The following is a 13,231-nucleotide window of genomic DNA, read 5'->3' as shown; positions in this document are numbered from 1 at the left end:
TATATAAATGGGTACAGGGGATCGGCGTGGCTGAGATGGCTGTCGAGAGCAATGTGATTGATGCTGCCGGTCCATATGATCGCGCCAAGGCCTTGAGCGCGTTCAAGCTCGGCGACGTCACCTTCTACTGGATCACGCGGTTGTCCGCGATCTCGGTGCTGCTGATCCTCGGCGGCATCATCATCTCGCTGATCGTCGGTGCGTTCCCGGCGATCAAGGAATACGGCATCTCCTTCCTGTGGACGCAGCGCTGGGCGCCCTCCGCCGATCCGCCGGTGCTTGGCGCGCTCGGGCCGATCTACGGCACGCTCGTCACCTCCTTCATCGCGATGCTGATCGCCATTCCCGTCGGTCTCGGCATTGCGATCTTCCTCACCGAGCTCTGCCCGCAATGGCTGCGCCGCCCGATCGGCATGGCGGTGGAGCTGCTCGCCGGCATCCCCTCGATCATCTACGGCATGTGGGGCTTCTTCGTGCTCGGCCCGTTCCTGGCCAACACCTTCCAGCCCTTCATGATCAGGGTGTTCGACGGTGTTCCCGTGCTGGGCGCGATCTTCGCGGGTCCCCCGTCCTATCTCAGCCTGTTCAACGCCGCCCTGATCCTCGCCATCATGGTGCTGCCTTTCATCACCTCGATCTCGGTCGATGTGTTCAAGACGGTGCCGCCGGTGCTGAAGGAAGCCGCCTATGGCGTCGGCTGCACCACCTGGGAAGTCGTCCGCAGCGTCGTGATCCCCTACACCCGCGTCGGCATCATCGGCGGCGTCATGCTGGCGCTGGGCCGTGCGCTCGGCGAGACCATGGCGGTGACCTTCATCATCGGCAATTCGTTCAAGATCTCCTCGTCGATCTTCGCGCCGGGCACCACGATCTCGGCCGCGATCGCATCCGAGTTCGCCGAGAGCGACGGCCTGCACCAGTCCGGCCTGATCCTGCTCGGCCTCCTGCTGTTCGTGCTGACGTTCTTCGTGCTCGCGGCCGCCCGGTTGATGCTGCTGCGCCTGGAAACCAAGGCGGGGAAGTGAAGTCATGAACCCGATCTATTCGCGCCGCCGCCGCTGGGACATCGTCATTCGCGGTCTCTGCATCGCAGCCGCTGCGTTCGGCGTCACCTGGCTCGCGCTGATCCTGATGACGTTGCTCTACAACGGCCTGGCCGGGCTCAACCTCCAGGTCTTCACCGAGAACACGCCGCCGCCCGGATCGAACGAAGGCGGTCTGCTCAACGCCATCGTCGGCTCGCTGATCATGACCGTGATCGGCGTCGGCATCGGCGCGCCGCTCGGCCTGTTCGCCGGCACCTATCTTGCCGAATACGGCCGCAACGACAAGCTGACCTCGGTGATCCGTTTCATCAACGACATTCTCCTGTCGGCGCCCTCGATCATCATCGGCCTGTTCATCTACGGCGCGGTGGTGGTGCCGATGCGGGGCTTCTCGGCGATCGCGGGCAGCCTCGCGCTCGCCGTCATCGTGATCCCGGTCGTGGTGCGCACCACCGAGGACATGCTGCTGCTGGTGCCGAATCCGCTGCGCGAGGCGGCCTCTGCGCTCGGTCTGCCGCGCTCGCTGGTGATCAAGCGCATCGCCTATCGTGCCGCGCGTTCGGGCCTCATCACCGGCGTGCTGCTGGCGACCGCCCGTGTCGCGGGCGAGACCGCACCGCTGTTGTTCACGGCGCTGTCGAACCAGTTCTTCAGCCTCGGCCTGAACAAGACGATGGCGAACCTACCTGTCACCATCAACAACTTCGTGCAGAGCCCCTACGAATATTGGAAGCAACTCGCCTGGAGCGGCGCGCTGCTCATCACCCTGACCGTGCTTGCCCTGAACATTGGCGCGCGCATCCTTGGCGCCGAGAGGACTGCAAAATGAGTGAAATGTCTGTTTCCGTCAGCGCGCCGACCGTTCATCCCGGCTCGCAGCCGCTGCCCGAGGCGCCCGCCAAGGTCACCGCGCGCAACCTGAATTTCTACTACGGTGAGCACCACGCGCTGAAGAACATCAATCTGACGCTCGGCACCAACCGCGTCACGGCGTTCATCGGCCCGTCGGGCTGCGGCAAGTCGACCCTGCTGCGCATCTTCAACCGGATGTACGACCTCTATCCGGGCCAGCGCGCCACCGGCCAGCTGCTGCTCGACCAGACCAACATCCTCGACGCCAAGCTGGACCTCAACCTGTTGCGGGCCCGGGTCGGCATGGTGTTCCAGAAGCCGACGCCGTTCCCGATGACGATCTACGAGAACATCGCCTTCGGCATTCGTCTGTACGAGAAGATCTCGAAGTCCGAGATGGACGGCCGCGTCGAGAAGGCGCTGCGCGGCGGCGCGCTGTGGAATGAGGTCAAGGACAAGCTCAATGCCTCCGGCCTGTCGCTCTCCGGCGGCCAGCAGCAGCGCCTCTGCATCGCCCGCACCGTCGCGGTGCGGCCCGAGGTGATCCTGTTCGACGAGCCTTGCTCGGCGCTCGACCCGATCTCGACCGCCAAGGTCGAGGAGCTGATCCAGGAATTGTCCGAGAATTACACGATCGCGATCGTCACCCACAACATGCAGCAGGCGGCGCGCGTCTCCGACAAGACCGCCTTCATGTATCTCGGCGAGTTGATCGAGTTCGACGATACCAGCAAGATCTTCACGTCGCCGAGCGATCGGCGCACGCAGGATTACATCACCGGCCGGTTCGGCTGAGGAGACGGAATATGGGTTCTGAACATACCGTAAAGGCCTTCGACAGCGACCTTCAGGAGCTCACTCGCCTGGTCGCCGAGATGGGCGGCATCGCCGAGCGCATGATCGTCGATTCCGTCGACGCGCTGATCCGCCGCGACGTGGCACTCGGCCAGCGCGTCGTCACCACCGACGCCGATCTCGACGCGCTGCAGAAGCGCATCGAGGAGCGCGCCGTGCTCACCATCGCCCGCCGCCAGCCGATGGCCGTCGACCTGCGCGAGATCGTCGGCGCCATGCGCGTTGCGACCGATCTCGAGCGCATCGGCGATCTTGCCAAGAACATGGGCAAGCGCGTCGCGGCGCTGGAGACGGATTTCCATCCGCTCAAGCTGTTCCGCGGCCTGGAGCACATGACAGACCTCGTGCAGCAGCAGGTCAAGAGCGTGCTCGACGCCTATGCCGCGCACGATTTGCCGGCGGCGATGGCGGTGTGGAAGGGCGACGAGGAAGTCGACGCCATCTGCACCTCGCTGTTCCGCGAGCTCCTCACCTACATGATGGAGGATCCGCGCAACATCTCGTTCTGCATCCACCTGATGTTCTGTGCCAAGAACATCGAGCGGATCGGCGACCACGCCACCAACATCGCCGAGACCGTGTTCTACATGATCGAGGGCCAGGCGATCACCGACAAGCGGCCGAAGGGCGACATGACGACCTTCGCCACGACGGTGCCGAATACCTAAGGAGCGACGACAACATGGGCGCACGCATTATGGTGGTAGAGGACGAGGAAGCTCTCACCGAGCTTCTCCGCTACAACCTCGAAGGCGACGGCTATGACGTCGAGACGGTGATGCGCGGCGACGACGCCGACACCCGCCTCAAGGAGCACATTCCCGATCTGATCGTGCTCGACTGGATGCTGCCGGGCCTGTCGGGCATCGAGCTGTGCCGGCGGCTTCGGACCCGTCCCGAGACCAAGCAGCTGCCGATCATCATGCTCACCGCGCGCGGCGAGGAGAGCGAGCGGGTACGGGGCCTCGCAACCGGCGCCGACGATTACATCGTCAAGCCGTTCTCGGTGCCGGAGCTGCTCGCGCGCGTGAAGGGTCTGCTCAGGCGCGCCAGCCCCGAGCGGCTCGCCACCGTGCTCGCCTATGGCGACATCGAGCTCGACCGCGACAAGCGCCGCGTGGCGCGCTCGGGCCGGCCGATCGATCTCGGCCCGACCGAATATCGCCTGCTGGAGTTCTTCCTGGAGCATCCCGGCCGCGTGTTCTCGCGCGAGCAGCTGCTCGATAGCGTCTGGGGCCGCGACATCTATATCGATGAGCGTACCGTCGACGTCCATATCGGCCGCCTGCGCAAGCTGCTCAATCTCGGCCGCGAGCAGGACCCGATCCGCACCGTCCGCGGCGCCGGCTACGCGCTGGATGATCGCTTCGCGAAGGCCGAGCAGACGTAGGCGTTTCGAGCTGTTGTTTGGCGAGCTGTGGCCACAATCTCAGCCGTCATCCCGGCGCGCGCGCAGCGCGAGCCCGGGATCTCAGCGCGAGCGCTTGCGCTCGTCGCGATCAACCCAAGGACTTTGTTTGGCGAAGACCCGGCGTGACCATCTCGCGCAGCAATTGCGCCCTGTGGTTATGGATCCCCGCCTTCGCGGGGATGACACTGAGTAGGTGGCGCCGTCATCGTGTGACGGCTGTAATCTCGGCGATCAACTAATCCCGCAAGCTCAGCGCGTGCTCGGCTTCGCCGGTGCGCGACGGCGGTCCGCTGCGGGCTGATAGGCCACGCGCGAATGCTGGGCGCAATAGGGCAGGCCCGAGAGCGCCTTGCCGCCGCAGAAGAAGAAATCCGGGCTCGAGGGATCGCCGACCGGCCAGTGGCAGGTCGCCTCGTTCAATTCCAGCAGCGACAGCCGCTGGCTCATCGGCACCACGTTGTCGTAGGTAACCGGCTCGGCTTCCACCTCGACCTCGAAGGCCTGCGCCAGCGCGGTGTTACCGCGCGCAACGGGTCGCGTCACGCGCATCATGTGCTGCGCGGGCCGTGCCTTGCGCGGCCGCGGCGCTGCCGATGAAGGGCTCTTGGCGCGGCCGGACAGGCCGAGCCGGTGCACCTTGCCGATCACGGCATTGCGGGTCACATTGCCGAGCTCCGCCGCGATCTGGCTGGCCGAAAGTCCGGCCTCCCAGAGCTTCTTCAGCTGCTCGACGCGATCATCGGACCAGGTCAAAACCGTCATTGCACCCTTTCCCTCGCAGCGCGCCTGCCATCCTGGAGCCTTCGCCGCGATTGCCTAAAGCCTTGAAAAACCCGTGCCGCCAGAATCCCTTAAGGCTCGCCGGGCGCGCTCAAGACGCCCGAACGTTTACGCCGGTACATGAGGACTTTTGGGATCAGAACTGCTGCACGAGATGTCGTATCTGACAGTCCAAACGCTACAATATGGCGTGACTCCCGCGCAAGAGTCCGCCGACTCGCTTCCACATGTTCCGTGGCGAAAAACCCGCAAAATCGGCACCGCAAGACTACGGATTCAGCGTTTCGCGAGGCTTTCCGGGCGGCATTGACACCCGTCTTTCCAAGCATAAGATAGTGCCACGTGCCGCCCTTAAAAGGCGGCACGTTTCGTTTTCCGGGGCCGGTCAATGGTGCGTTGCGCAATGCGTGCCTCACACCGTCCGCAACATTCAAGTGACGTCATGACTAACAGCGCCGCGCCGCATTTGCTCCCCGTCTTCGCCAGGGCCGACCTCGGTTTCGAGCGCGGCGAAGGCTGCTGGCTGATCGCGACCAATGGTGATCGCTATCTCGATTTCACCTCGGGCGTGGCGGTGAATGCGCTCGGCCACGTTCATCCCGCGCTGGTCAAGGCGTTGCAGGAGCAGGCGACGAAGCTCTGGCACATGTCGAACCTGTTCCAGAGCCCCGATGGCGAGAAGCTCGCAAGCCGCCTCTGCAATGAGAGCTTCGCGGACTTCGTGTTCTTCTGCAATTCCGGCGCCGAGGCGCTGGAAGGTGTGGTCAAGCTCGTCCGCCATCATCACTTCTCCAAGGGCCATCCGGAGCGTTATCGCATCATCACCTTCGAGGGTGCCTTCCATGGCCGCACGCTGGCGACGCTGGCTGCGACGGGATCTGCGAAATATCTCGAGGGCTTCGGTCCGCCGATGGACGGCTTCGATCAGGTGCCGCACGGTGACCTCGACGCCGTGAAGAAGGCGATCGGCCCGCACACCGCCGGCATTCTGATCGAGCCGATCCAGGGCGAGGGTGGCGTTCGTGCTGCACCTCCCGCCTTCCTGAAGGCGCTGCGCGAGCTCTGCAACGAGCGCGGCCTGTTGCTCGCCTTCGACGAGGTGCAGACCGGCATGGGCCGCACCGGCGAGCTCTTTGCCTACAAGCGCACCGGCGTCACACCGGACGTGATGTCGCTCGCCAAGGCGCTCGGCGGCGGCTTCCCGATCGGCGCGGTGCTGGCGACCGCGGATGCGGCCGCCGGCATGGGGCCCGGCTCGCACGGCTCCACCTTCGGCGGCAATCCGCTCGCGATCTCGGCTGCCAACGCCGTGCTCGACGTCATGCTCAAGCCCGGCTTCTTCGACCACGTGCAGAAGATGTCGCTGCTGCTCAAGCAGAAGCTCGCCTCCGTGATCGATCGTCACCCCGATGTCGTCAGCGAGGTGCGCGGCGAGGGCCTCTTGATCGGCATCAAGGCCGTGGTGCCCTCGGGCGATCTCGTCACGGCGCTGCGCGCCGAAAAGCTGCTCACCGTCGGGGCCGGCGACAATGTCGTGCGCTTCCTGCCGCCCTTGATCGTCACCGAAGCGGAAATCGAGGACAGCGTCGGCCGGCTCGAACGCGCCTGCACGGCGATCTCCTCCAGTCAGACCAAGCGGGCGGCAAGCTGATGAGCACGACGCCCAACAAAGCTCCAAAGCACTTCCTGGACATCAACGAGCTGCCGCTGTCGGAGCTCAAGAGCATGCTCGCCGCCTCTTCCGCCATGAAGGCGAAGCAGAAGGCGCAGCAGCCGGTCAGGCCGCTCGAAGGCAAGACGCTGGCGATGATCTTCGAGCGTCCCTCCACCCGCACCCGCGTCTCGTTCGACGTCGGCATGCGCCAGCTCGGCGGCGAGGCGATCATGCTCACCGGCGCCGAGATGCAGCTCGGCCGCGGCGAGACCATCGCCGACACCGCGCGGGTGCTGTCGCGCTATGTCGACGCCATCATGATCCGCATCCTCAATCACGATGCGCTGCTGGAGCTTGCGGCCAACGCCACGGTGCCCGTCATCAACGGCCTGACCCGGCGTTCGCATCCCTGCCAGGTGATGGCCGACCTCATGACCTATGAGGAGCATCGCGGCCCGATCGAGGGCAAGACGGTGGCCTGGACCGGCGACGACAACAACGTGCTGGCGTCCTGGGCCCATGCCGCCGAGCGCTTCAAATTCCAGCTCAACGTCGCAACGCCGCCGGAGCTCGCACCGAAAAAGGTCATGCGGGACTGGATCAAGGCGACGGGCGCGCCGATCGTGCTCGGTACCGATCCCGAGGCCGCGGTGCGCGGCGCCGATTGCGTCGTCACCGACACCTGGGTGTCGATGGGCGACAAGGAGGGCGAGCACCGTCACAACGTGCTCAAGCCCTACCAGGTCAATGCCAAGCTGATGTCGCTGGCCAAGGCGGATGCATTGTTCATGCACTGCCTTCCGGCCCATCGCGGCGAGGAGGTCACGGATGAAGTGATCGACGGCCCGCAATCGGTCGTGTTCGACGAGGCCGAAAACCGCCTGCATGCGCAGAAGGGCATCTTGGCCTGGTGCTTCGACGCGGTGAAGTGACCTTTCTGAAGCCCGGATGGAGCGCAGCGAAATCCGGGGTTCTCAGCGTGCGGAACGATCTCCCCGGATTACGCTGCGCTCCATCCGGGCTGCGCGGCCCGTCGTTCTGAGGACGACGGAATGCGGCCGTTCCCCTTCCATTTCCGCCCACCGACCCCAGATAATGCGCCATGGTTTTCCAATCTCCTGACATGAATACCGGGCCTGAAGGCCCGGTTCGCGCGCCATCATCGGTTCCGGTCGATGACGCCGTGCTGCCTTACGAGGTCGACGCGCTCGACGTGCGCGGGCGCCTGGTGCGGCTTGGCCCTGCGCTCGACGACATCCTCACCAAGCACGATTATCCCGCGCCGGTCGGCAAGCTGCTCGGCGAGGCCATCGTGCTGGCCACGCTGCTCGGCTCGGCGCTCAAATTCGAGGGCCGCTTCATTCTTCAGGCCCAGACCGATGGCCCGGTGTCGTTCCTGGTGGTCGACTACAAGGCCCCGGACCGTCTGCGCGCCTATGCGCGGTTTGATGCCTCGCGCCTGGGCACGGCAAAAGATTCCGGCACGCTGCTCGGTCGCGGCCATCTCGCCATGACCATCGACCAGGGCCCCGACATGAGCCGCTACCAGGGCCTGGTTGCGCTCGATGGCGGCAGCCTGGAAGATGCTGCTCATGAATATTTCCTGCGCTCCGAGCAGATCCCGACGCGCGTGCGCCTCGCGGTCGGCGAGGAGTGGCGCTCGAGCGACGGCGGCAAGCATCGCTGGCGCGCCGGCGGCATGCTGATGCAGTTTCTGCCGAAGGCGCCGGAGCGCGCGCGGCAGGCGGACTTGCATCCCGGCGATGCTCCCGACGGCACCGAGGTGCACAGCGTCACCGAGGACGATGCCTGGGTCGAGGCGCGCTCGCTGATCGAAACCGTCGAAGACGTCGAGCTGATCGATCCCGAGCTCTCCGGCGAGCGGCTGCTCTACCGCCTCTTCCACGAGCGCGGCGTGCGCGTGTTCAATCCGCAGGTGCTCGAGGCGCGGTGCTCCTGCTCGCGCGATGCGGTCGCCGCGATGCTCAAGAGCTTCTCGCCCGACGACCGCGCCGCCATGGTCAAGGACGACAAGGTCGTCGTCACCTGCGAGTTCTGCTCATCGGTGTACCAGTTCACGCCGCACGAGGCAGGCGCGGAGGACGCGTAGCGTCGCCTTCGTCATTGCGAGCGCAGCGAAGCAATCCAGAGCCTTTCCGCGGTGGCAGTCCGGATTGCTTCGCTGCGCTCGCAATGACGAGGCTGGAGAGGCTATTCGCCAAGCGCTCGGACATCGTAGGGTGGGTTAGCGTAGCGTAACCCACCTCTTCTGGTTCTGCGGATACAAACAATGGTGGGTTACGCCTTCGGCTAACCCACCCTGTACCCTTGTGGGGTTCGTGGCGGCCTTCGGATGTAGACTGGCCGTCCGGGCCGATCCGCCGGGAGCAGCCTTGTCCACCTGTGCCTCGAGCACCGACGTAGGAACCGCGCCCCGGCGGAGCGACCGCGATCGAGATCCGGTAGGAGGTCGCGCCAAGAGCGCCGGTACAGGGACTGATCAGGATCGTGGTGGCCCGCCTTGCGAGCAAGGAGGTCTCAACAATGATCGAAGATGTACGCTGGTTCGTCGGGATCGACTGGGCAACGCGGAGCCATAGCGTTTGCCTGCTGGATGCCGCGGGAAGACAGGTTGCGCAGCACGAGTTCGACCATGGCGGCGCCGGGCTGACGGAGTTGCGTGACTGGCTGCTGGAGAAGACCAAGGCCGCACCGGGACAGATCGCCGTGGCGATCGAGATGCCGCACGGCCCGGTGGTGGAGATGCTGCTCGAGCACGGGTTTGCGGTGTTTGCCATCAATCCCAAGCAACTGGATCGCTTCCGCGATCGCTTCACGGTGGCCGGTGCCAAGGACGACCGCCGCGATGCTCATGTGCTCGGCGCCTCGCTGCGCACTGACCGTGCTGCTTTCCGTCGGCTTGTGGCAGACGATGCGGCGATGATTGAGCTACGGGAGTGGTCGCGCCTGGCGGACGAACTGCAGCAGGAACGCACGCGGCTTGCCAACCGCTTGCGTCAGCAGTTGTGGCGATATTATCCCCAGGCCACCAAGTTGACCGACGATGTCGCCGACGAATGGTTCCTGGCGCTTTGGCAGAAGGTGCCGACCCCCGCCAGTGCGGTCAAGGCCAGCGAGAAGGCCATCGCAGGTGTTCTCAGGGACTATCGTATCCGCCGTCTCAATGCGGCGACGGTGCTCGGGACTTTGCGCGAGGCACCGCTGTTCGTAGCCCCCGGCACGACGGAGGCAGCCTGCGCTCACATCCGCAGCCTGGCGGCACGTCTGCACCTGGTCAATCGGCAGATCAAAGAGGCTCATCAGAACCTGGACCGGCTATGTGCCGAGTTCGAAGGAGAGGAGAAGCCGTCGGGGCAGAGCTCGGAGCAGTGCGACGTGACGATCCTACGCTCCTGGCCAGGAATCGGCAGGATCAATCTCGCCACACTGCTCGCCGAGGCCGCAGAGCCCCTGCGCAGACGAGATTACCATGCTCTGCGCGCCTTGGCAGGGGCTGCGCCGGTGACGCGGCAAAGCGGCAAACAACGCTTCGTGATCCGCCGCCTCGCCTGCAACAGGCGGCTACAGAGCGCCGTCCATCACTGGTCGCGTGTCGCCATCCAACACGACGCTGCCAGCAGGCGACGGTATGATGCCTTGCGCAGAAAAGGACACGGTCACGCGCGGGCTCTGCGCAGCGTGGGAGATCGCTTGCTTTTTGCCCTGTGCACGACGCTCAAGCGACAGACCCCATACGATGCGGACCATAACGGCACAAAGAACTCCGCGAACGGGTGAGCCCCATTCCTTTGTTCGGCCGGGCGACCATTCCTTCGTCCCGACCTGCCGAGCGCCAGAGCGCCGCCCGCAGATGCTGTCCAGGATGCCGAAGGCACCGGCAAAGCCGGCGCGCAGCGTCCTGGACTGCATCGAGCACGGCGCTACCATATTGCCCTATAAGGACGTTCCCCTTGACCAAGGGTAGGAGGTCCTACGGCACCGAAGTCCGCCCCCTAGTTCAACACCCGCTTGTTGTCCGGGCTGTCGAGCGAAAACGTCGGCACGTCGATCTCGAAGCGCTCGCCGGTTTCGCTGACCATCTGGTAGCGGCCGGTCATGAAGCCGGAGGCGGTCGAGAGCGGCACGCCGGAGGTGTATTCGAAGCGCTCGCCGGGGGCCAGGATCGGCTGCTCGCCGACCACGCCCTCGCCCTTCACCTCCTGCTGGCGGCCGGAGGCATCGGTGATGATCCAGTGCCGCGTCTTGAGCTGCACGGTCTCCTCGCCCGAATTGGTGATGACGATGGTGTAGGACCAGAAGTAGCGCGAGCGGTCGGCCGACGATTGCTCCGGAACAAAGTTCGGCTCGACGGTCACTTCGATCTGGCGGGTCACGGCGCGGTACATGGCTGCCATCATAGCGAAATCCGCCCCGGGAACCAAACCCCTACGGGCGGCCTTGGCGACATCGTCCCGCCAGAATTGGAGGAAAAGCACACCACCGAGGGAGACACCCTTATGTGATCCGGGCGCTTTGCGAGACGACAGCCGGACCATTACACTGCTTCAACGTCGCGATTTGCGGAACGGTTTCCAGGCCCCGATGACCATTGCCGACCGAGTGACGGGATCGACCATCGCAGGAACCGCGGGCGCCAAGCCGCGCGCCGCTGCGCCGGCCATCACGCTGCCTGCCATCGGCGAGCGCGAGCTCCGGCTCGATCTGTTCCGCGGACTCGCGCTATGGCTGATCTTCATCGACCATCTGCCGCCCAGTCTGCTGACCTGGTTCACGATCCGCAATTACGGCCTCAGCGACGCCACCGAGATCTTCATCTTCATCTCCGGCTACACCGCTGCCTTCGTCTATGGCCGGGCCATGCTGGAGAGCGGCGTTCTCATCGCCACCGCGCGCATCCTGCGCCGGGTCTGGCAGATCTACGTCGCCCACGTCTTCCTGTTCACGATCTTTCTCGCCGAGATCTCCTATGTGGCGACCAGGTTCGAGAACCCGCTCTACACCGAAGAGATGGGCATCATGGACTTCCTCAAGCAGCCCGACGTCACCATCGTGCAGGCGCTGCTGCTACGCTTCCGTCCCGTCAACATGGACGTGCTGCCGCTCTACATCGTGCTGATGCTGGCGCTGCCTCTGATCCTGTGGTCGATGAAATGGCGGCCGGACGTCACGCTCGGGCTTTCGGTCCTGCTCTACGCGGTGACCTGGGAGTACGATCTCTATCTCTCGGCTTATCCGAACGGGTTCTGGGCCTTCAATCCCTTCGCCTGGCAATTGCTGTTCGTGTTCGGTGCATGGTGCGCGCTCGGAGGTGCGCGTCGCATGTCGCGCATCCTGGCCTCGCCCGTGACGATGTGGATCTCGATCGCCTATCTCGTCGCGGCGTTCTACGTGACGCTGACCTGGTACGTGCCGCAGCTGTCCCAGTTCATGCCGAAGCGGATCGAGCAGTGGATGTATCCGATCGACAAGACCGACCTCGACGTGCTGCGCTTCACGCATTTCCTGGCGCTGGCCGCGCTCACCGTGCGCTTCCTGCCCCGGGATTGGCCGGGCTTGAAATCGCGCTGGCTGCGACCATTGATTCTATGTGGCCAGCATTCGCTCGAGATCTTCTGCCTCGGCGTCTTCCTGGCCTTTGCCGGCCATTTCGTCCTCGCCGAAGTCTCCGGCGGGCCGGCCATGCATGCGTTGATTAGCCTCTCCGGAATCCTGATCATGTGGGGGGTTGCCTGGGTCATTTCGTGGTACAAGCGTGTGGCTGACAAGAGCGGTGCGAAAACCAAAAACGCCGTCGGCAACGCCGATCTGGCGGGAGGGGGCTGATGAAGGCGAAGGTTCTCCTGAGCCTGATCCTGCTATGCGGTAGCCTCGCCGCGCCCACGGCGCGCGCGGGCGATGCCGCGTCTGCCGCGTCCCCTGTGCCTGCGGCCTGCGAATTGCCGTCCTATCTGCTGACCAGCGAAAGCCAGCTGCCCAAGGTCGCCGAGGCGGTCAAGGCCGGCAAGCCGCTCGATATCCTGGTCATCGGCAGCCGCTCGACCACGATTCCCTCCTCGGAGGGCAGCTCCTATCCGGCGCGCATGGAGGCGATCCTCAAGGAGAAGCTGCCGCCGTCCGAGGTCGTGCACGTCTCCGTAGAAATACAGAGCAAGAAAACGGCAGAGGAGACCGCGTCCAGCTTCGTTAAGCTGATGGAAGCAAAAACGCCTACTTTGGTCATCTGGCAGACCGGGACCGTGGATGCTATCCGATCCATCGATCCCGACGAATTTCGTGGCGCGGTGACCGACGGGGTTGTTGCGCTGCAAAAGGCAGGGGCTGACGTCGTCTTGATGAATTTGCAATACAGCCCGCGCACCGAGACCATGATCTCGGCGCAGCCTTTTCTCGACAATATGCGCGTCGTTGCGCAGGAGCACGACATTCCGCTGTTCGATCGTTTCGCGATCATGCGGCAGTGGAATGAGCAGGGCCAGTTCGACCTGTTCAGCCCGTCCCGCGGGCCTGAGCTGGCGAAGCAGGTCCATGATTGCCTGGGCCGGGCGTTGGCACAGTTCGTGATTGACGCTGCTCACCTGGAGCCGGCCCAGCAGCAAAATTGAGGTCTAGCGT

At 64.6% G+C, this 13,231-nt stretch carries 13 protein-coding genes; 11 read left to right on the top strand and 2 right to left on the bottom strand.

The window, feature by feature from the left end:
• Positions 1-35: 35 nt before the first annotated feature.
• Genes pstC through phoB form a run of 5 tightly spaced genes read left to right on the top strand, consistent with a single transcriptional unit; the run spans position 36 to position 4,143 of the window.
• Positions 36-1,025, top strand: a complete 990-nt coding sequence (pstC, locus tag AB7M16_RS16895; RefSeq protein ID WP_453947207.1) for a phosphate ABC transporter permease subunit PstC — start codon at positions 36-38, stop codon at positions 1,023-1,025.
• 4 nt (positions 1,026-1,029) lie between these two features.
• Positions 1,030-1,875, top strand: a complete 846-nt coding sequence (gene pstA / locus AB7M16_RS16890) for a phosphate ABC transporter permease PstA (RefSeq protein ID WP_172786121.1) — start codon at positions 1,030-1,032, stop codon at positions 1,873-1,875.
• Positions 1,872-2,693 carry a phosphate ABC transporter ATP-binding protein PstB gene (pstB, locus tag AB7M16_RS16885; RefSeq protein WP_260381220.1) on the top strand — a complete coding sequence of 274 codons (822 nt, stop codon included), beginning with the start codon at positions 1,872-1,874 and terminating at the stop codon, positions 2,691-2,693. Before pstA ends, pstB begins: the two co-directional genes overlap by 4 nt.
• 11 nt (positions 2,694-2,704) lie before the next feature.
• Positions 2,705-3,421, top strand: a complete 717-nt coding sequence (phoU, locus tag AB7M16_RS16880) for a phosphate signaling complex protein PhoU (protein WP_025033425.1) — start codon at positions 2,705-2,707, stop codon at positions 3,419-3,421.
• A 14-nt stretch (positions 3,422-3,435) separates the two neighbouring features.
• Positions 3,436-4,143, top strand: a complete 708-nt coding sequence (gene phoB / locus AB7M16_RS16875) for a phosphate regulon transcriptional regulator PhoB (RefSeq protein ID WP_008143479.1) — start codon at positions 3,436-3,438, stop codon at positions 4,141-4,143.
• 270 nt (positions 4,144-4,413) lie between these two features.
• Here the strand turns inward: phoB and AB7M16_RS16870 are convergent, their stop codons facing one another.
• Complete coding sequence (locus AB7M16_RS16870; RefSeq protein WP_025033426.1) at positions 4,414-4,926, bottom strand: GcrA family cell cycle regulator; 513 nt, start codon at positions 4,924-4,926, stop codon at positions 4,414-4,416.
• Between the two features lie 460 nt (positions 4,927-5,386).
• Here AB7M16_RS16870 and AB7M16_RS16865 point away from each other — a divergent pair, with 460 nt between their 5' ends.
• The 4 genes from AB7M16_RS16865 (at position 5,387) to AB7M16_RS16850 (ending at position 10,396) form a co-directional block, all read left to right on the top strand.
• Positions 5,387-6,595, top strand: coding sequence for an acetylornithine transaminase (locus AB7M16_RS16865; RefSeq protein ID WP_453944571.1), 1,209 nt, complete (start codon positions 5,387-5,389; stop codon positions 6,593-6,595).
• Positions 6,595-7,530 (top strand): ornithine carbamoyltransferase, encoded by a 936-nt coding sequence (argF, locus tag AB7M16_RS16860; protein WP_172786118.1) that lies wholly within the window; start codon positions 6,595-6,597, stop codon positions 7,528-7,530. Before AB7M16_RS16865 ends, argF begins: the two co-directional genes overlap by 1 nt.
• A 170-nt stretch (positions 7,531-7,700) precedes the next feature.
• The gene (locus tag AB7M16_RS16855; protein WP_453944570.1) at positions 7,701-8,708 is read left to right on the top strand and encodes an Hsp33 family molecular chaperone; all 1,008 of its coding nucleotides are present in this window, start codon (positions 7,701-7,703) and stop codon (positions 8,706-8,708) included.
• Between the two features lie 434 nt (positions 8,709-9,142).
• Positions 9,143-10,396: an IS110 family RNA-guided transposase gene (locus AB7M16_RS16850; protein ID WP_172789764.1), complete on the top strand. Its 1,254-nt coding sequence runs from the start codon at positions 9,143-9,145 to the stop codon at positions 10,394-10,396.
• Positions 10,397-10,611: 215 nt separating this feature from the next.
• Here AB7M16_RS16850 and apaG read toward each other — a convergent pair whose 3' ends face one another.
• Positions 10,612-11,004, bottom strand: a complete 393-nt coding sequence (gene apaG / locus AB7M16_RS16845; protein WP_024337101.1) for a Co2+/Mg2+ efflux protein ApaG — start codon at positions 11,002-11,004, stop codon at positions 10,612-10,614.
• A gap of 196 nt (positions 11,005-11,200) precedes the next feature.
• Here apaG and AB7M16_RS16840 point away from each other — a divergent pair, with 196 nt between their 5' ends.
• Together AB7M16_RS16840 and AB7M16_RS16835 are read left to right on the top strand one after the other, a co-directional pair.
• Positions 11,201-12,442 carry an OpgC domain-containing protein gene (locus AB7M16_RS16840; protein WP_212256068.1) on the top strand — a complete coding sequence of 414 codons (1,242 nt, stop codon included), beginning with the start codon at positions 11,201-11,203 and terminating at the stop codon, positions 12,440-12,442.
• On the top strand, positions 12,442-13,221 hold the full coding sequence (locus AB7M16_RS16835; RefSeq protein ID WP_172786115.1) for an SGNH/GDSL hydrolase family protein: 780 nt from the start codon (positions 12,442-12,444) through the stop codon (positions 13,219-13,221). Before AB7M16_RS16840 ends, AB7M16_RS16835 begins: the two co-directional genes overlap by 1 nt.
• Positions 13,222-13,231: the final 10 nt, after the last annotated feature.

The sequence above is a fragment of the Bradyrhizobium sp. USDA 372 genome, assembly GCF_053629095.1.
This window is presented reverse-complemented; position numbering and strand designations above follow the sequence as displayed.

Coding starts and splice junctions, on each gene's coding strand:
- pstC (WP_453947207.1), top strand. CDS start 36: ATGGCTGTCGAGAGCAATGTGATTGATGCTGCCGGTCCATATGATCGC.
- pstA (WP_172786121.1), top strand. CDS start 1,030: ATGAACCCGATCTATTCGCGCCGCCGCCGCTGGGACATCGTCATTCGC.
- pstB (WP_260381220.1), top strand. CDS start 1,872: ATGAGTGAAATGTCTGTTTCCGTCAGCGCGCCGACCGTTCATCCCGGC.
- phoU (WP_025033425.1), top strand. CDS start 2,705: ATGGGTTCTGAACATACCGTAAAGGCCTTCGACAGCGACCTTCAGGAG.
- phoB (WP_008143479.1), top strand. CDS start 3,436: ATGGGCGCACGCATTATGGTGGTAGAGGACGAGGAAGCTCTCACCGAG.
- AB7M16_RS16870 (WP_025033426.1), bottom strand. CDS start 4,926: ATGACGGTTTTGACCTGGTCCGATGATCGCGTCGAGCAGCTGAAGAAG.
- AB7M16_RS16865 (WP_453944571.1), top strand. CDS start 5,387: ATGACTAACAGCGCCGCGCCGCATTTGCTCCCCGTCTTCGCCAGGGCC.
- argF (WP_172786118.1), top strand. CDS start 6,595: ATGAGCACGACGCCCAACAAAGCTCCAAAGCACTTCCTGGACATCAAC.
- AB7M16_RS16855 (WP_453944570.1), top strand. CDS start 7,701: ATGGTTTTCCAATCTCCTGACATGAATACCGGGCCTGAAGGCCCGGTT.
- AB7M16_RS16850 (WP_172789764.1), top strand. CDS start 9,143: ATGATCGAAGATGTACGCTGGTTCGTCGGGATCGACTGGGCAACGCGG.
- apaG (WP_024337101.1), bottom strand. CDS start 11,004: ATGTACCGCGCCGTGACCCGCCAGATCGAAGTGACCGTCGAGCCGAAC.
- AB7M16_RS16840 (WP_212256068.1), top strand. CDS start 11,201: ATGACCATTGCCGACCGAGTGACGGGATCGACCATCGCAGGAACCGCG.
- AB7M16_RS16835 (WP_172786115.1), top strand. CDS start 12,442: ATGAAGGCGAAGGTTCTCCTGAGCCTGATCCTGCTATGCGGTAGCCTC.